The 17,261-nt window shown below is 48.5% G+C and carries 14 protein-coding genes and 1 other annotated feature; of the genes, 1 reads left to right on the top strand and 13 read right to left on the bottom strand.

All coding sequences use genetic code 11. The features are described 5' to 3' along the window. Positions 1-29: 29 nt before the first annotated feature. Positions 30-1,442: a YfcC family protein gene (locus BUA12_RS01445; RefSeq protein ID WP_072707612.1), complete on the bottom strand. Its 1,413-nt coding sequence runs from the start codon at positions 1,440-1,442 to the stop codon at positions 30-32. Positions 1,443-1,601: 159 nt separating this feature from the next. Here BUA12_RS01445 and BUA12_RS01440 point away from each other — a divergent pair, with 159 nt between their 5' ends. Then, positions 1,602-2,972 carry a YfcC family protein gene (locus BUA12_RS01440; RefSeq protein ID WP_072707611.1) on the top strand — a complete coding sequence of 457 codons (1,371 nt, stop codon included), beginning with the start codon at positions 1,602-1,604 and terminating at the stop codon, positions 2,970-2,972. A gap of 69 nt (positions 2,973-3,041) precedes the next feature. Here BUA12_RS01440 and BUA12_RS01435 read toward each other — a convergent pair whose 3' ends face one another. The 12 genes from BUA12_RS01435 to clpX form a co-directional block, all read right to left on the bottom strand. Continuing rightward, positions 3,042-4,316, bottom strand: coding sequence for a bifunctional folylpolyglutamate synthase/dihydrofolate synthase (locus BUA12_RS01435; protein WP_072707610.1), 1,275 nt, complete (start codon positions 4,314-4,316; stop codon positions 3,042-3,044). 16 nt (positions 4,317-4,332) lie between these two features. Then, positions 4,333-6,954, bottom strand: coding sequence for a valine--tRNA ligase (locus tag BUA12_RS01430; protein ID WP_072707608.1), 2,622 nt, complete (start codon positions 6,952-6,954; stop codon positions 4,333-4,335). A 40-nt stretch (positions 6,955-6,994) separates the two neighbouring features. Then, positions 6,995-7,199: a binding site (T-box leader), on the bottom strand. A 37-nt stretch (positions 7,200-7,236) separates the two neighbouring features. Then, positions 7,237-8,301, bottom strand: a complete 1,065-nt coding sequence (locus BUA12_RS01425; RefSeq protein WP_072707606.1) for an AbrB family transcriptional regulator — start codon at positions 8,299-8,301, stop codon at positions 7,237-7,239. 211 nt (positions 8,302-8,512) lie between these two features. Then, entirely contained in the window at positions 8,513-8,983 is a 471-nt protein-coding gene (locus tag BUA12_RS01420) for a hypothetical protein (RefSeq protein WP_072707604.1), read from the bottom strand. Positions 8,984-9,056: 73 nt separating this feature from the next. Continuing rightward, positions 9,057-10,343, bottom strand: coding sequence for a glutamate-1-semialdehyde 2,1-aminomutase (hemL, locus tag BUA12_RS01415; RefSeq protein ID WP_143146059.1), 1,287 nt, complete (start codon positions 10,341-10,343; stop codon positions 9,057-9,059). Positions 10,344-10,345: 2 nt separating this feature from the next. Then, the gene (gene hemB / locus BUA12_RS01410) at positions 10,346-11,326 is read right to left on the bottom strand and encodes a porphobilinogen synthase (RefSeq protein WP_072707600.1); all 981 of its coding nucleotides are present in this window, start codon (positions 11,324-11,326) and stop codon (positions 10,346-10,348) included. Between the two features lie 2 nt (positions 11,327-11,328). Next, positions 11,329-12,033, bottom strand: coding sequence for a uroporphyrinogen-III synthase (locus BUA12_RS01405; RefSeq protein WP_072707598.1), 705 nt, complete (start codon positions 12,031-12,033; stop codon positions 11,329-11,331). Beyond that, positions 12,020-12,943 (bottom strand): hydroxymethylbilane synthase, encoded by a 924-nt coding sequence (gene hemC, locus BUA12_RS01400; RefSeq protein WP_072707595.1) that lies wholly within the window; start codon positions 12,941-12,943, stop codon positions 12,020-12,022. The genes BUA12_RS01405 and hemC overlap by 14 nt, the downstream gene beginning before the upstream one ends. 16 nt (positions 12,944-12,959) lie before the next feature. Continuing rightward, on the bottom strand, positions 12,960-13,781 hold the full coding sequence (ccsA, locus tag BUA12_RS01395; protein WP_072707593.1) for a cytochrome c biogenesis protein CcsA: 822 nt from the start codon (positions 13,779-13,781) through the stop codon (positions 12,960-12,962). A 17-nt stretch (positions 13,782-13,798) separates the two neighbouring features. Further along, positions 13,799-15,145 carry a glutamyl-tRNA reductase gene (hemA, locus tag BUA12_RS01390; protein WP_072707591.1) on the bottom strand — a complete coding sequence of 449 codons (1,347 nt, stop codon included), beginning with the start codon at positions 15,143-15,145 and terminating at the stop codon, positions 13,799-13,801. Between the two features lie 116 nt (positions 15,146-15,261). After that, on the bottom strand, positions 15,262-15,849 hold the full coding sequence (yihA, locus tag BUA12_RS01385; protein WP_072707589.1) for a ribosome biogenesis GTP-binding protein YihA/YsxC: 588 nt from the start codon (positions 15,847-15,849) through the stop codon (positions 15,262-15,264). A 57-nt stretch (positions 15,850-15,906) separates the two neighbouring features. Beyond that, positions 15,907-17,166, bottom strand: coding sequence for an ATP-dependent Clp protease ATP-binding subunit ClpX (gene clpX, locus BUA12_RS01380; RefSeq protein ID WP_072707587.1), 1,260 nt, complete (start codon positions 17,164-17,166; stop codon positions 15,907-15,909). Positions 17,167-17,261: the final 95 nt, after the last annotated feature.

Below are 17,261 nucleotides of genomic sequence, written 5' to 3'. Positions count from 1 at the left end.
AAAACCGGCATATGCCGGTTTTTTCAATATCACTGCAGATTCAGAAGAGTCGCAACGACCAGTGCGATGGAAGCCAGCAACAGCCATAAAAGGGTCAGCTTCCATACAAACTGCACCCATTTCAAGTAAGGGATGCCCGCCACTGCCAGAACCCCCATGAGGGATGCTGACGTCGGGATGATTGTATTCGTGATCGCATCACCGTATTGATAGGCAAGCACTGCAATCTGCCTCGGAATCTCCTGGAGGTCTGCGATCGGCACCATGATCGGCATCGTCGTCACTGCCTGACCGGATCCCGACGGGACGAAGAAGTTGATGATGACCTGGATGACGAGCATGCCGAGGGCAGTGAAAGTGCCGGGAATGTTATCCAGCACGCTGCTCATGGAATGAATGATCGTATCGATGATCACACCGGATTCCAAAACCACCAGGATTGCACGGGCGAAACCGACGATGATGGCACCGAATACGACAAGCTTCATGCCCTCGATGAATGCATCAAAGACGGCATTCACTTTCAATCCGCCGATAAAGCCCGCTAGCAGGCCGATCAAAAAGAAGTTCGCCGACAGTTCGGTCAGGAACCAGTCGTGTACGAAAATGCCATAAATATTGACGATGATGCCGATCAGAAATACGACGAGTATGAGAACATGACGTTTTTTCAGCCGTTCAAATTTAAAGACGTCTTCCGTGAAGTTGATTTGTCCGGCTTCATTCTCGGAGTACACGAGACTTTTGCCGGGGTCTTTCTTGACCTTTTTTGCATAGTGCATGACATAAAGGATGCCGGCGCCAAGTACAAAGAAGTAGACGATCAGCCTGAAACCCCAGCCCGAGAAAATCGGAAGTTCGGCAATGCCGTGGGCAATACCGACTGTGAACGGATTGAACATGCCCCCGATGAAACCGGCAGCCGCCCCGAGTGTGACCATGGCCGTACCGACGATTGCATCGTAGCCAAGAGCAACTGCAAGGACGATGCCGATCGGCACGAAGATGATTGCCTCTTCAGCCATACCCGTCGTGAAACCGAGGATAGAGAAGACCAACATGATCACCGGTATCATCAGCTTTTCATTGCCTTTCACCTTTTCCATCACTTTTTGAATGACCGCCTCTATCGCCCCGGTCGCCCGGATGATCCCAAAAGCACCGCCGATCAGGAAAATATAGAAGATGATGCTTGAAGCTTCGATCAGGCCATTCGGTATGGCCATGAACAGCTCGAAGATGCCGACGGGGCTCTGCTCCACCCCCTCATAGCTGCCGCTGACGACGACAGTCTGTCCATCGACTTCGGTTCGTTCGTACTCCCCTGCAGGTATGATGTAGCTGAGAATCGCCCCGATGATTACAACGGATAAAAGTATCGCGTATGTATGCGGGAATTTCTGACTGATATCTTTCGGGTCCCCTGTCTGTTGTGAAGCCATCTTACTTTCCCCCTTTTCTTTTAATGATATCAGTATCGCCTATTAAAATACAGAATTATTGCATAATTACAAATTAACCTGTAAATAAGGAAACCGGTAAGATATAATTGAATCACACTTATAAAAGGGGGGTTGATCACCATATTAAGGAACATTAAAATGCCACATGCTTTTGTCCTGATTTATTCAATAGTGATCCTGGCGGTCCTGGCCAGTTACATCATACCGGCCGGTGAGTACGAACGGTATGAAGATTCTGAAGGCAGGGAACTCGTCGATCAGACCAGCTTTACATATGTTGAACAGGATCCGGTCAACTTGACCCAGATCTTCACAGTCGTGCCTGAAGGCATGGTGGATGCCGCAGGCATCATCTTCCTGATTTTCATCATAGGCGGTGCTTTCGGAATGATAAACGGCACCGGTGCTATCGAAGCAGGTATCAATAAGATAGTATCTTTACTGAAGGATAAGGAAATCATACTGATTCCGCTGACGATGCTGATATTCTCATTCGGCGGGGCGACATTCGGCATGGCGGAGTCCACTCTGATATTCATCCCGATGGGGGTCATACTCGCACGTTCCCTCGGCATGGATGCCTTGACCGGGATGTCCATGGTGGCACTCGGGGCTGCGGCAGGATTCGCAGGCGGATTCATGAACATATTCACCGTCGGGGTCGCCCAGGAAATTGCAGAGCTGCCTTTGTTCTCGGGTATGGGCTTACGCATCATCGTTCAACTCGTCTTTGTGGCGATCGCTTCGGTCTTCGTCTACCGGTATGGTAAACGGGTGCAGAGAGATAAACAGAACAGCTATGTCTACGAACTGGAAAAAAGAGCGGATTCGGATGCTGAAGGTTACGACTTCAAGGAATTGACCGGCAGGCATATCGCAGTGCTCATCATCGTCTTTGCCGGGCTCGCGCTCATCGTCTACGGTGTCATACAGGGTTGGTCCACCGGCACGGAACTCGCTGCGATATTCCTCGCTATGGGAATATTCTCCGGTCTCGTCGGAGGAAATACCCCGAATGGCATTGCGGACAACTTCATCAAAGGGGCGAAAGATGTCACTTTCGGTGCACTGATCGTCGGTCTGGCAAGGTGTATCCTTTTGATTTTGGAAGACGGCACCATCATCGACACCGTCATTTTCTCAGTAAGCAACATACTTGAAGGGCTGCCGACGGCAGTTGCGGCGGTGGGTATGTTCCTGACCCAGTTCATCATCAACTTCTTCATCCCGTCAGGATCCGGCCAGGCTGCGACGACCATCCCGTTGATGGCGCCGATCGGAGATATCGTCGGTATTCCAAGACAGTCGATTGTGCTGGCTTTCCAGCTTGGTGACGGTTTATCCAACTATCTGTTCCCGACTTCAGCGATCCTCATGGCCGGATTGTCGATTGCCAACATCCCATATGCCAGCTGGCTGAAATTCGTATGGCCGCTCATGCTGACATGGATTCTGGCAAGCGCATTCTTCATGGTTTTGAGTATCATGATCGGATACGGCCCCTTCTAAAATCCAAATATCTTCATGATGAAACGACAAAATCCTCAGATCCCTTAAGAGATCTGAGGATTTTTAATGTCACGACCCCTGATGGCCACTGAAGAACTGTTTTACATTACTGATGAAATACAGGCTGCCGGTGATCAGGAGCAGGTCCCCGTCGAAATCAGCAATGAATTTTTCATAATCGGGCACTTTCTCTTTGCGGGGATGGCTCACTGCCTCGTAAATATCATCGAGTGGGCGTGACTTGAAGAATTCGAACTCCGTCACTTTGAATTCATCTGCGATGTCATTCAGCCTGTCCACCATGGGAGCGATCGGCTTGCCTTTCACTGCAGAGAACAGCACAGTGATCTTCCTGCCGCTGTAATGTTCTTCCATCGCAGCGGCAAGCGCTTCGACGGCTTCATTGTTGTGGGCGCCGTCCGCAATGATGAGCGGAGACTCCTGAAGGACTTCTATACGCCCGCCCCACACCGTCTCTTCCATTGCATCCACCATCTTGTTCAAATTCAATGTCAGCCGGCCACTGTCTTTGAGCTCAAGCAGGGCAGCCATCGCAAGTGCGGCATTTTCACGCTGATGCGCCCCGATCATCTTCAGCTGGATGTTCTCAAAATCATATGCGCCATATTCAAAGTCGAATTCATCAGAACGGTGGAAAATCATGATATCCCGGTCCAGTTCGACACCTTTCGCCTTTTTTTCCTCCAGCACTTTATGGACATATTCCCTTGAGTGCTCATCAGCCACGTTGTAGATGAGCGGCACGCCCTCCTTTATCACACCGGACTTGTCTTTAGTGATGTCGATCAGACTGTTGCCCAGTATCTCGATGTGATCCAGTCCGATGCTCGTCAGCAGAGTCATCACAGGGTCGAATACGTTCGTCGAGTCATAGGTTGCACCGAGACCAGCCTCCACCACCACAAAATCCACAGGAGAAATTCTCCCGAAATAAACGAACATCATCGTGGTGATGATTTCAAACTCGGTGGCCTTCCCGAAATCCGTCTCTGCTTCCATCATCTCACTGACCGGACGCACAATCGTCGCGAGTTCCGCTATCACTTCGTCCGGAACAGGGTTGCCATCCACTGCGATGCGTTCATTGAACACCTCGATATAGGGGGAGGTGAAAGTCCCCACCGTGTAACCATTGGCATTCAGCGCACTTCTCATGTAATTCAGCGTCGACCCTTTACCGTTCGTCCCGACTACATGAATACCATTGATTTTCTCTTCCGGAGAATCCAGCCGGTCAAGCATCCAATGCATCCTCTCCAGTCCCGGTTTGATGCCGAATTTCAACTGATCATGGATCCAGTTCAAACTTTCCTGATAGTTCATTGAATAAAGGCCCCTTTTAAGACAAGTTCTGCAGACGTGATGACACTTCATCATACTGCGCCTGGTACTTGGCTTCTTTTTCTCGTTCCTCAAGCACCACTTTTTCAGGTGCATTCGCTACGAATTTTTCGTTGTTCAGTTTACCGTGCACGCGTTTCAGCTCACCTTCGAGACGCTCTTTCTCCCTGGTGAGACGCTCGATTTCCTGGGCTTTATCTATCAGGCCTGCGAGCGGCAGCACAACTGTGGCCCCTGTGATTACGCTCGTCTTGTCATCATCGTCCTTATCGATTTCAGCTGCGATTTCCAGTGTGCCCGGGTTGCAGAACCTTTCGATGTAATGCCGGTTCGTTTCCACTGCTGTACGCCTTGCATCATCTTTGACTTCTATCTTGATATCGATCGGTTTCGACAGCGGGGTGTTCACTTCGCTTCTTGTCTGGCGCACGGACTTGATGATTTCGACAAGCAGTGCCATTTCTTTTTCCGCAGCCTCATCAATGTGGCTGTCCTCGGCTTCCGGCCACGCACTTGTGACGATTGTACGGTCACCTTCGATCGTCTGATAGATTTCCTCTGTGACGAACGGCATGAATGGATGGAGCATCTTCAGGATTTTATCCAATGTATACAGGAGCACTGAACGTGTCATATGCTTCTCCTGCTCCGTTCCTTCAGACATCGGCACTTTAGCCATTTCAATATACCAGTCACAGAAATCATCCCATATGAAATTGTACAGGAGACGTCCGACTTCACCGAATTCATATTTTTCGGAGAGTCTCGTCACTTCTTTGATCGTAGTGTTCAGATTCGTGAGTATCCACTTGTCCGCCAGTGATTTCTTCCCTTCCAGGTCGATGTCCACCATCTTGAAATCGGGGCCGATGTTCATCAGGGCGAACCTGGAGGCATTCCATATCTTATTGATGAAATTCCATACAGATTCCACTTTTTCGTCACTGTAACGGAGGTCCTGACCCGGTGTCGTGCCCGTGGAGAGGAAGTATCTGAGTGCATCTGCACCGTATTCTTCGATGACATCCATAGGATCTACGCCATTGCCGAGGGATTTGGACATCTTCCGGTTCTGTTCATCACGCACAAGGCCGTGGAGCAGCACATCGTCGAACGGTTTTTGTCCTGTATGTTCAAGAGATGAGAAAATCATCCTCGCCACCCAGAAGAAGATGATGTCATACCCTGTAACAAGCACATTCGTCGGGAAGAACTTTTTAAGATCATCCGTATCTTCCGGCCAGCCCATCGTGGAAAACGGCCATAATGCGCTTGAGAACCAAGTATCCAGCACATCTTCATCCTGTGTCCAGTTCTCCGAGTCTTCCGGTGCCTCCATGCCGACGTACATCTCTCCCGTTTCATTGTGATACCAGGCAGGTATCCTGTGGCCCCACCACAGCTGTCTCGAAATCACCCAGTCACGGATATTCCCCATCCAGGTGTTGAAAGTCTGCTCGAACCTCTGAGGGACGAAGTCAATGCGGTTACCGGTCTTCTGGTTATCCAGTGTATCTTTGGCCAGAGTTTCCATGCTGACAAACCACTGGGTGGACAAATAAGGCTCGACAACAGCGTTGCTGCGCTCAGAGTGGCCGACGGAGTGGACGTGGGACTCTATTTTGATCATCAGTTCCTGCGCTTCCAGGTCTTTCACCAGCTGTCTGCGGCAGTCGAAGCGGTCAAGGCCGGCGTAAGGCCCGCCGAGGTCGTTGATGGAGCCGTCCGTATTCATCACATTGATCCGCTCAAGGTTGTGCCTGTTGCCGATTTCGAAGTCGTTCGGATCGTGTGCCGGGGTCACTTTCATGACACCGGTGCCGAACTCCTTATCGACATAATCGTCAGCGATGATCGGCAGCTTCCTTTCCAATATCGGAAGGATGGCAGTCTTGCCGATCAGGTCCTTATAGCGCTCATCATCCGGATGGACGACGATCGCCGTGTCTCCAAGCATCGTCTCCGGACGCGTCGTGGCGATTTCCAGGTGGCCGGAGCCGTCGCCGATTGGATATTTCACATGATAGAATTTACCTTCCACTTCTTTGTGGATCACTTCGATGTCCGACAATGCAGTCTCAGTGTCCGGATCCCAGTTGATGATATATTCGCCGCGGTAGATCAGACCTTTATTGTACATGTCGACGAACACTTTTTTGACGGCACCGGAGAGGCCCTCATCCAGCGTAAACCGCTCTTTGTCATAATCCAGGCCGAGACCGAGCTTCGCCCACTGGTCGCGGATGAACTCCGCATACTCCTCTTTCCAGTTCCATGCATGTTCCAGAAACTTTTCACGGCCGATTTCATGACTTTTGATGCCTTCATCGCGCAGGCGCGCATCCACTTTCGCCTGAGTTGCGATTCCGGCATGGTCCATTCCCGGCAGGTAAAGCACTTCGTAACCCTGCATGCGCTTCATGCGTGTAATGATATCCTGCAGCGTCGTGTCCCAAGCATGCCCGAGATGCAGACGGCCTGTCACATTCGGCGGCGGAATGACGATTGAGTAAGGCGGCTTCTCAGAATCTGCATCCGATTTGAAATAACCCTCTTCCACCCACTTCTTATATTTACCTTCTTCAACACTCGCTGGATGATACTTTTTCGGCATTTCCATAAATGATTTCTCCTTCCATAATAAAAACCCCACATCCTGTAAATAGGACGGGAGTTCCGCGGTACCACCTAAATTCAGCAATCACTTGCTGCACTTAAATTATTTAACGCATAATTACGTTCAACCCTACTGCAATTTTCAGATTAAATTGATTCCGGTCTACTTTCACCCTGAACTTCGATGTGTTCCCACCAGCCACACATTCTCTGTAAACCCGCTCAGGACTACTCTTCCGGCCTCGTTATTCGATTAAATACATCTTATACAAATCTGCATAAACTGTCAAGCTTCACCGCGTCTGCGCCTTCTGTACCCCAAGTACCAGCTGACGAGCGGTGTGACAATCAGAATGATGAAAAATATACGGAAAATATGATAACTTGAAATCATTGCAATATCCGCACCCATCTCAACCGCCACGATGATCAGCTGGCCGATTCCACCCGGTGCGGCACTCAGAAACAGGTTGTTGAACTCATGTTCCGTGAACAACTGATAAACACCAGCGATGAAAAGTGTGCCGAGAATCAGCAGTATATTCTGTATGAGCATGGAGACGATCATCCGGCCGTTCAGCTGATACAGCAATGAGGTGAGCTGCCTGCCGATTCGGATCCCGAATAAAATCTGCGCCACATTCATGAATTCGATGTTTAATGAAAAATGATGGCCGGTCATGATGTTCCAGATCAATACGGCAAAAATCGGCCCGAGCAGAAAAGGGACCGGAAACCGGATCAGTTTGAATATGTACATTAAAACGAAGGCACCGGCCACGATGAAAAGCATCGACGGTTCAAACACTTCGGTCAACACCGGGGCAGGTTCCCCGTCCCCTGCCCCTGCCGGTTCAAAAGCGAAGAAACTTGCGATGAAAGGCACCAGGATGACGACCAGTACGATCCTCGACATCTGGGTGATCGTCACAAGAAGCATATCCGCCTTTTCATCTTCTTCAGCCATGATCAGCATCTGGCTCAGTGCACCGGGCACCGAAGCGAGTAAGGCGGTCTCGGGGGTGCACTGCGTCATCTTCATGAAAATCACCGATAAACTCAGGCTGAGTATGATGATCAGCAGGCTGACGAAGAAGATGTTCCAAATATCCCCAAGCATTTCCTGCATGGCATCGACTGTGAAATTCGAACCGATTTCGAAACCTATGACGAAGATGCCGAGGTTACCGAGCCATTTCGGAAAATGAAACTCATCCGAAATGAACCTGATGAAAAGGAAGGTGGCGATCATGGATCCGAACAGCCATGGAAGTATGATGCCTATGGCATTCAATGTCCATGATATGGCCAGTGCAAGCAGTAACAGGAGGAGTAAACGGACTATTTTCATAGAGAAAAAACCTTCCTTGAATCAAAAATTGATTAAAAACACAAACCCCCCCTGAGCCAGGGGGGTTTATGTATAAATTATTCAGACCATATGTCTCACATGGCCGCCAGGTCTTCATCTAAAGCAGGCATGGATCCTTCGCTGGGAAGTCTTCACCGTGACATGAGGACCAGCTGTTCCGGGAGATACCTTCAGCATCTGCATCTCCTGATTAAGCGCCGTTGTCTTCTTCAGCATCTTCTTCCTCAGCGCCTTCTTCAGCCTCTTCTTCCTCAGCGCCCTCTTCAGCATCTTCTTCTCCGGCGCCCTCTTCAGCATCTTCTTCCCCGGTGCCTTCTTCATCTTCTACTGCTTGGTCTTGCGCACCTTCTTCACCGTCAACCGGCTCTTCGGACTCACCTGAATCATCACCTGATTCTCCAACTTCCGCACCGGTGTCGGCCGTTTCCTCTCCGCCTTCACCATCGCCGCCGATATGGAAAATCATTAATGGAATGATTAATATGATTACCATGATCGGAATGACCCACACTAATGGATTGCGTATATCTTCTTTCTTATCTTCCTTAGAATGAATAATCATTTCACGGCCCTGGCCCTCGATGTAGGTCTTGCCTTCATCCCTGACACCCTCCATGTTGACTTCCTTATCTGTAAGGTTTTGATCTTTTTTATCACTCATTCACTGTGACCCCCCAAATATTATTCATACCTATTATACACTTAATTGAGTAACTATGAAGCATAATTTTTGGTTACTTTTTACTTATGCGTGCCAGAGCATTGTCAAATGCCGTTATTGTCGCATTTATATCATCCTTGGTATGTTTGGTCGACAGGAACATCCCTTCGAATTGGGACGGAGGCAGATAGATGCCCTCTTTCAGAAGTTCCTGGAAGAGCGTCTTGAACAGGACAAGGTCACTCTCATTGGCACTGTCGAAGTCTTTCACAGGGCCTTCGGTGAGGAAGAACCCGATCATTGAACCTGCACGGTTGACCGTGATCGGCCTGGCATGTCTGCCGAAGACTTCTTTCAATCCATCCTCAAGCAGGTCGGCAAGTTCATTGAAATATACATAACTTTCTTCAGTCAGCTGGCTGAGCGTATGATAACCGCCTGCCATGGCCAGCGGATTACCGGAAAGTGTCCCTGCCTGATAAATGTCTCCGACAGGTGCAACACGTTCCATGATTTCCCTCTTTCCGCCGTAAGCCCCGACCGGCATGCCGCCGCCGATCACCTTGCCGAGGCAGGTGAGGTCGGGCATGACACCGTAATGACCCTGGGCACAGTTGTAACCGACCCTGAATCCTGTCATGACTTCATCAAAAATCAGCAGGGCACCATTATCTTCCGTGATTTCACGGACGTACTGCAGGAAGTCGCCCACCGGAGGTACGACGCCCATGTTTCCTGCGACCGGTTCAACAATCACACCCGCAATATCCTCACCATACTTGTCGAAAGCCTCTTTCAGGCTCTCAGGATCGTTGTAAGGTACGGTGATGGTGTTGAGGGCTGTGCCTTCAGGCACGCCCGGGGAATCGGGAAGCCCCAGTGTCGCAACACCTGATCCCGCTTTGATGAGCAGTGAATCACTGTGACCATGGTAGCAGCCTTCAAATTTAAGTATTTTATTACGGCCGGTGTAGCCTCTTGCCAGTCTGAGTGCTGAAAGTGTCGCTTCCGTACCTGAGGACACCATGCGCACCATTTCAACAGACGGCACGCGGTCTATGACAAGTTCAGCCATTTTGTTCTCCAGTTCGGTCGGTGCACCGAAACTCGTACCTTTCTTCGCCGTTTCCGAAACTTCTGAAATCACTTTGTCATCACTGTGCCCCAGGATCAAAGGCCCGAAGCTCAGGCAGTAATCGATGAATTCGTTGCCGTCGACGTCGTAAAGGCGTGCGTCTTTTGCCCGCTCGATGAACAAAGGGTGGTCACCGACGGATTTGAATGCCCTCGCAGGTGAGTTCACACCGCCCGGCATCAGTTCAACTGCTTCTGCATATAGTGCTTTTGATTTTTCAAACATGATTATACCTCTCCTCGATCAATTTTCTTACAAATATCTTTTGCAAAATAAGTGATGATTAAGTCCGCCCCGGCACGTTTCATGGAAACCATCTGTTCGATGATGACTTCTTCATCGACAAGGCCCATGTCGATTGCCGTTCTCGTCATCGCATATTCCCCACTGACATTATAAGCAACGACGGGCAGGTCCGAATGGTTCCTCACATCGCGGATGATATCCAGGTAGGACAGGGCAGGTTTCACGATCATCATGTCCGCGCCTTCGATTTCATCGCTTTCCAGTTCCCTGAGTGCTTCCAACCTGTTGGCAGGATCCATCTGATAAGTCCTGCGGTCCCCGAACGAAGGTGTCGACTCCGCCGCATCACGGAATGGGCCATAAAACTTGGAAGCATACTTGATGCCGTAGCTCATGATCGGGATATGTCTGAAGCCGTTCTCATCGAGCCCCCTCCTGATCTCGGTAACGAAGCCGTCCATCATATTGCTTGGCGCGATGATGTCGGCGCCTGCCCGGGCCTGTGAAACAGCAGTCCTGACCAGTAAAGGTAAAGTCGAGTCATTATCGACATCTTCCGTATCCGGATCGATCAGGCCGCAGTGGCCATGATCGGTGTATTCGCACAGACATGTGTCAAGTATGACGAGCAGATCCGGATGATGTGCCTTGGACAAGCGGCATGCTTCCTGGACGATGCCATGGTCATGGTATGCACCGCTGCCCACTTCATCCTTTTCATTCGGGACGCCGAAGAAGATGACCGACTTGATGCCGAGGGCTGCCACTTCGTCCAGCTCTTCTTTCAATAAATTCAATGAAATTTGATGAACCCCCTTCATTGAAGGGACTTCCTTCCTGACATCGTCTTTTTCCACCACGAATATCGGATAGATGAGGTCCTCTTTATGGAGGTGGGTCTCCCTCACCATATCCCGCATATTTGCTGTGCGTCTGAGTCTTCTATGACGGTCAAAATTCATTATTACACCTCAAATTTTTCGTTGATTAATTCATACATGCTTTCAAGTGTCGCTTTTTCAGGAGAGATGGACGGCACATTAAACTGGTCAAGCTGATTTTTAGTGACCGCGCCGATCGAGATGACGTTCTTGTCATGCAGTTTTTCCGGCTCGATGTATTTCATGAACACTTTGACACCGGACGGACTGGAAAAGGTCACTATATCGATCTCATCGAGCCCTTCCCTGATCTTTTCCATCGATTGGATATTATCCCGGGGTTCATATATGGAAAGCTGATCCACCATCACCCCATGGGCTGTCAGATGATCTTTCAGATGGGGCCTTGCGGCTTTGCTTGTCGGATAAAGCACCCGTTCACTCTTCACTTCATGAATGGGGAAGTCATCAATGAACCCCTCCTGGGTGTAGACGGACGGTTCAAAGTCGACGGTGTAGCCGTTCTTCACAAGTGCCTCCGTCGTCTTTTCCCCGATGCTTGCCAATCTGGTGAATTTCAAATCCGTCATATACGGCAGGAAGAGCTTGACGGCATTTTTACTCGTCAGTATCAACCAGTCATAATCATGCTTCAAAAACTCTTCTTCAATATCAAGCGGATGGATTGAGATCAGAGGCGCATGTAAAATGTTAAACCGGTCGCTGGTACCGTTCAGCTTTGTCTGGGTCACCAGCACTGTCTTTTTTTCTTCTTTACTGTGCTTCATTGATCTTGTCGATGATTTCCTTGGCCCCGATCTTCTCCATTTCATCAGCCACAAGATTCCCGAGCCCTTCCGGATCAGTCCCGGATTTTTTGACGACGTATTTCTCGTTGCCGTCTTCCGACATGATCAGACCGGTCAGGTAAAGTTCACCGTCTTCAAGCGTCGCATAACCACCGATCGGGACCTGGCAGCTGCCATCCATACGGCGCAGGAACGTCCTTTCTGCAGAGGTGCATATCGCGTCCTCAGTAGAGTGGACCGCCTCCAGCATCTCAGCGAGTTCATGGTCATCTCTCCTGATCTCTATGCCAAGCGCACCCTGTGCAATTGCCGGAATGAATTCTTCGGCATCAAAATACTCCGTGACACGGCTGTCGCCCCAGCCCATCCTTTTAAGGCCGGCGGCTGCAAGTATGATTGCGTCGTATTCCCCCGACTCCATCTTCTTGATGCGGGTGTCGATATTGCCCCTCACCCAGTTCACGGTGATGTCGTCCCGCATCGATTTCAGCTGGGCCGCACGTCTCAGGCTGCTCGTCCCGACGATGCTTCCGGAAGGCAGATCTTTGAACAGCACCTTGTTGTTGGAAAGGAAGGCATCCCTCATATCTTCCCTTTCAGGAATACAGCCGATTTTGAACTGCTCGGGCAGCCGGCTCGGGACATCTTTGAGACTATGGATCGCCATATCGATTTCTTTATTTTCAAGGGCAAGTTCGATCTCTTTGACGAACAGCCCTTTACCGCCGACTTTCGACAACTGGACATCCACTATCCGGTCGCCTTTCGTCACGATTTCCTTTATTTCAAATTCTGCTTCCGGGAATTTTTCTTCAAGCGAAGCGATGAATTGCTTTGACTGTGTCATTGCAAGACCGCTGCGGCGTGAACCAACGATAAACTTTCTCATTAAAATACTCCTTTTTTTAAGTCCAGATATGGAAACTTGAAAATTGTGATACAAATAAGTAATTGATCATGCAAAATATGAACAATACAATGTTCAACATAGCAAATATATAAGTATTGCGCATTTTTTTCAAATAAATGAAGAGCACGATATACAGGAGCACCACAAACGCAGTGCCGATCACTTTGACATCCCATATTATGTCCATACCCATGATTTGTATGCCCCAGTACAGTCCAAGCAGGATGCTGACCGTCATTGTCAGCAGGCCGATCACCAGACTCCTGAGCATGATCTTCCTTGCCGTCTCGATGCTGAATAAGGAGAAGAATGTACGGTTGAAGCGCTTCTTCTTCAAGTTGTCATGTTGTATGAGGTAAATCAGGGAATGCAGCGCCGATATGAAAAACAGCACATAGGCAAGCAGAGCCAGCCCCACGTGTATGATCAGAAGTTCGTTCATCATCATTGTCGCTTCCACTTCCCTGGTCAGCGGCTCAGGATGGAACGTGAATATAGAAAAGAATATGAAACTCAGAAATATGAATCCGAACAGCACCTGTTCACTTTCATTTTTATAATAATATAAAATCCCGAGGATTGATAATATAAGGGATAAGGTGAACATGCCTTCATAGGTGGTGAACACCGGAATCCTCGAAAGGCTGAAAATGAGGCTGATGTAAGTCACCAGGTGCAGAGCTGTTGCACCTGCAATCAAATAAAAGGAAACCTTTCTGGCTTGGCGATTTCTTAAAGCTAAATCGTACGCCAGCACAGAAAGGCCCGTGAAATATAAAAGCATTATAAATTCATTGATGCGGAACACAATATCCATATTCGTCCCCACCCATATCAGTCATATGCAAGTTCTGTATTGATTTTGTGAGTCTCCTGTCGGTATTTCTCCATTTCTCTCTCTCTCACTTCACTGACTTCATCTTCTATGCCAAACAGCATTTCTATTTCCTGAAGCTTTTTTGCAGCTTGTTTATCATTCGCAATTTCCTTCGTATAGATGATCGGATCCTTCAGCATCTGATTGATGATACTCTTCATGTGCTTGCTGATGACAGTGCGTTCGCGCTCGGTCATATCGGGCATTTTACGTTCAACGCTCTCAAACGTCTCTTCATGGATCGTGAGGGCTTTCGTCCTGAGCGCCTGGATCACCGGCGTCACACCGAGCATATTGACCCAGTTCTCAAACTCATCCTGGGATTTTCTGATCATAGCTTCCACTTTCTTCGCTTCCTGCTGGCGCGTTTCGAGATTGGAATCGATCAGACCCTGCAGGTCATCGACATTATACATATATACATTTTCATATTGGGCGGTGCTTGGTTCTATGTCCCTCGGCATCGCAATGTCGATCATTATCAAAGGACGGCCTGCCCTTGATTTCTGGATATCCTCAATCGCTGCTTCAGTGATCACGTAGTTTCTGGAAGCCGTGCTGGAAATGACGATGTCCGTATTCCTCAGATGCGTTTCCAACTCTTCCATGGCAGCATAAGTGCAACCATATTTTGCAGCGAGTTTTTTGGCATTCTCCTGAGAACGGTTGACTATGGTGATATCCTTGATGCCGTTTGAAGTCAAGTTGATCACCGACTGCTCAGACATCTCCCCTGCACCGACCACGACCGCTTTCGTTTCCCTTTTCCGTTCAATGATCTTATTGATCAGCTGGACCGCAGCATAGGAAGTTGAAATCGCATTTTTAGAAATATCCGTGTCATTGTGCCCTTTTTTGGCTACGGTGATCGCCTCTTTGAATAGTTTATTGAAGATGGTCCCCGTCGTTTTTTCATTCTGGGCTCTGATGAAAGCATCACGTATCTGACCAAGTATCTGCGTCTCGCCGAGCACCATGGAATCCAGTCCTGCTGTCACGTAGAACAGATGCTCCACTGCCTCATCCCCGACTTTGACATCGATGATCCTCTTGATCGTGTCAAGTTCCACATCAAACCACTGTGCCAAAAAGTTTTGGGCATAATATTTACCGGTATGCACCTGATCACTCACAATATAGACTTCCGTCCTGTTGCATGTGGAGAGCATCACCGTTTCCAGTATACTTTTTTCAGACCGCAGTTTGTGCAGCGCTGCCGTCAGTTCCATTTCATTGAACTGCACTTTTTCACGTTCTTCAACTGTCGCTTTTCTATAATTTAAACTCAGCGATATTACGTGCATTACATTTCCTCCTACCACCGTTATAAGTAGCAATAATTACCCTAATTGTATCAAATAAACCATGCCATTTCTATATAACATGGTTGAAATTCTATATTAATTAAAATTGTTCTAAACTAGACATAATTGCTCAATGCTTCATACACTTTTGGGAGGTTCTTTTTATCGACGGAGGAAAAATCGATGAGATGATCTTCCGGTTCCACTTCAAGCGTCTCCCTGACCACTTTCAAATGTTTCTGAACTTTGCTCTTCCCTATCTTGTCGGATTTGGTGCATACGACTATTACAGGTATTTCAAGGTGCTTCAGGAAGTCATACATCAGGACATCATCCTGGGTCGGCTTATGACGCAGATCGATCAGCTGCACCACTGCCTGAAGCTCCGCCCTCTCAGCAAGGTAGGACTCGATCAGCCGTCCCCATTTTTCCCGGCTGGTCTTGGACTGTTTTGCGTATCCGTATCCCGGCACATCCACAAATATGAACTGGGAATCTACGTCATAAAAGTTCAGGGTGGCGGTTTTACCAGGTTTGGAGGAGGTTCTCGCTATATTTTTACGTCCGCATACTGCATTGATGAACGTTGATTTGCCCACATTGGAGCGGCCGCTCAGGGCGATTTCTTTCATATTCCCCTCCGGGTACTGGGAAGGGTCCATGGCTGAAAACATGAATTCTATATTATTCGGGTTGATCTTCATAATTTGTACTCCTCATGAAAAAAGCTGTCTGGGCTTCAGACAGCTTTTCTATTTCTATTATGCACTTTTACGATCGATGTTGACCTCTTCGCCATCTGCGTTGTAAAGCAGAGGATCACTTTCATCCATGATCGTATTCCTGGTGATTTTGACCTTTTTGATTTCTTCATTTGAAGGTACATTGAACATGATGTCCACCATACGTTCCTCTATGATCGAACGCAGACCGCGTGCACCGGTTTTACGTTCGATTGCAAGTTCGCTGATTGCATCGAGTGCATCGTCATCGAATTCAAGTTCCACTTCATCGATCGCAAGCATTTTCTTATACTGCTTGACGAGGGCATTCTTCGGTTCTGTAAGGATGGATTTGAGTGCATCAACATCAAGTTCTTCGAGGTGGCTGATGATCGGCACACGACCGATGAATTCCGGTATCAGACCGTAGCTTTGCAGGTCTTCCGGACGTACATTGGACAGTATCGCATCTTTGTCCTCGAGCGCAGCGGAAGGTCCGCCGAAACCGATGACTTTTTCACCGACTCTGCGCTTGATGATTTCGTCCATGCCGTCGAAGGCGCCGCCCAATATGAAGAGGATGTTTTTCGTGTCGATCTGGATCGATTCCTGGTTAGGGTGCTTCCTGCCCCCCTGAGGCGGAACGCTTGCAGTCGTCCCTTCCAATATTTTAAGAAGGGCCTGCTGTACGCCTTCGCCGGATACATCACGCGTGATGGAAGTATTTTCACTCTTGCGCGCAATCTTGTCGATTTCATCGACATAGATGATGCCCTGCTCGGCACGTTCCACATCGAAGTCTGCAGCCTGGATCAGGCGCAGTAGGATGTTTTCAACATCGTCGCCGACATAACCGGCTTCAGTCAGGCTTGTCGCATCAGCAATGGCGAATGGTACATCCAATGTACGTGCCAGGGTCTGCGCGAGCAATGTCTTACCGCTGCCGGTAGGACCGATCAATGAAATATTACTCTTGGAAATTTCAACATCATCATTACTGTTTTCCTGATTGATACGTTTATAATGGTTGTAAACTGCGACACTCAAAGCACGTTTAGCCTTATCCTGCCCGATTACATAGTCATTCAGGGACTCGAGTATCTCCTGAGGTTTTGGAAGCTCTGTGAATACCGCCTTGTGCTCGGTTTTCAGCTCTTCTTCTATTATTTCGTAACACAATTCTATACATTCATTACAAATATACACGCCGCTGCCTGCGATGAGTTTCTTCACCTGTTCCTGGTCTTTACCACAGAACGAACATGTTAAATTTGTATCGTCTTCATTAAATTTGATCATATAAACACCTCTTTTATCATTGTCGTAAACTATACTAGAATTCAGGCCTGAAATCAAATAAATGAACTTGCCGCAACTGATGCCAATAGCTCTGC

This window comes from Lacicoccus alkaliphilus DSM 16010, from assembly GCF_900142805.1.
Taxonomy (GTDB): Bacteria; Bacillota; Bacilli; order Staphylococcales; family Salinicoccaceae; genus Lacicoccus; species Lacicoccus alkaliphilus.
Note: the sequence above shows the minus strand (reverse complement) of the source record. Positions and strands in the feature narration are given on the sequence as shown.

Bases quoted from the DNA above. Each gene is read 5' to 3' on its own strand.
- BUA12_RS01445 (WP_072707612.1), bottom strand. From the start codon at position 1,442: ATGGCTTCACAACAGACAGGGGACCCGAAAGATATCAGTCAGAAATTC.
- BUA12_RS01440 (WP_072707611.1), top strand. From the start codon at position 1,602: ATGCCACATGCTTTTGTCCTGATTTATTCAATAGTGATCCTGGCGGTC.
- BUA12_RS01435 (WP_072707610.1), bottom strand. From the start codon at position 4,316: ATGAACTATCAGGAAAGTTTGAACTGGATCCATGATCAGTTGAAATTC.
- BUA12_RS01430 (WP_072707608.1), bottom strand. From the start codon at position 6,954: ATGGAAATGCCGAAAAAGTATCATCCAGCGAGTGTTGAAGAAGGTAAA.
- BUA12_RS01425 (WP_072707606.1), bottom strand. From the start codon at position 8,301: ATGAAAATAGTCCGTTTACTCCTCCTGTTACTGCTTGCACTGGCCATA.
- BUA12_RS01420 (WP_072707604.1), bottom strand. From the start codon at position 8,983: ATGAGTGATAAAAAAGATCAAAACCTTACAGATAAGGAAGTCAACATG.
- hemL (WP_143146059.1), bottom strand. From the start codon at position 10,343: ATGTTTGAAAAATCAAAAGCACTATATGCAGAAGCAGTTGAACTGATG.
- hemB (WP_072707600.1), bottom strand. From the start codon at position 11,326: ATGAATTTTGACCGTCATAGAAGACTCAGACGCACAGCAAATATGCGG.
- BUA12_RS01405 (WP_072707598.1), bottom strand. From the start codon at position 12,033: ATGAAGCACAGTAAAGAAGAAAAAAAGACAGTGCTGGTGACCCAGACA.
- hemC (WP_072707595.1), bottom strand. From the start codon at position 12,943: ATGAGAAAGTTTATCGTTGGTTCACGCCGCAGCGGTCTTGCAATGACA.
- ccsA (WP_072707593.1), bottom strand. From the start codon at position 13,781: ATGGATATTGTGTTCCGCATCAATGAATTTATAATGCTTTTATATTTC.
- hemA (WP_072707591.1), bottom strand. From the start codon at position 15,145: ATGCACGTAATATCGCTGAGTTTAAATTATAGAAAAGCGACAGTTGAA.
- yihA (WP_072707589.1), bottom strand. From the start codon at position 15,849: ATGAAGATCAACCCGAATAATATAGAATTCATGTTTTCAGCCATGGAC.
- clpX (WP_072707587.1), bottom strand. From the start codon at position 17,166: ATGATCAAATTTAATGAAGACGATACAAATTTAACATGTTCGTTCTGT.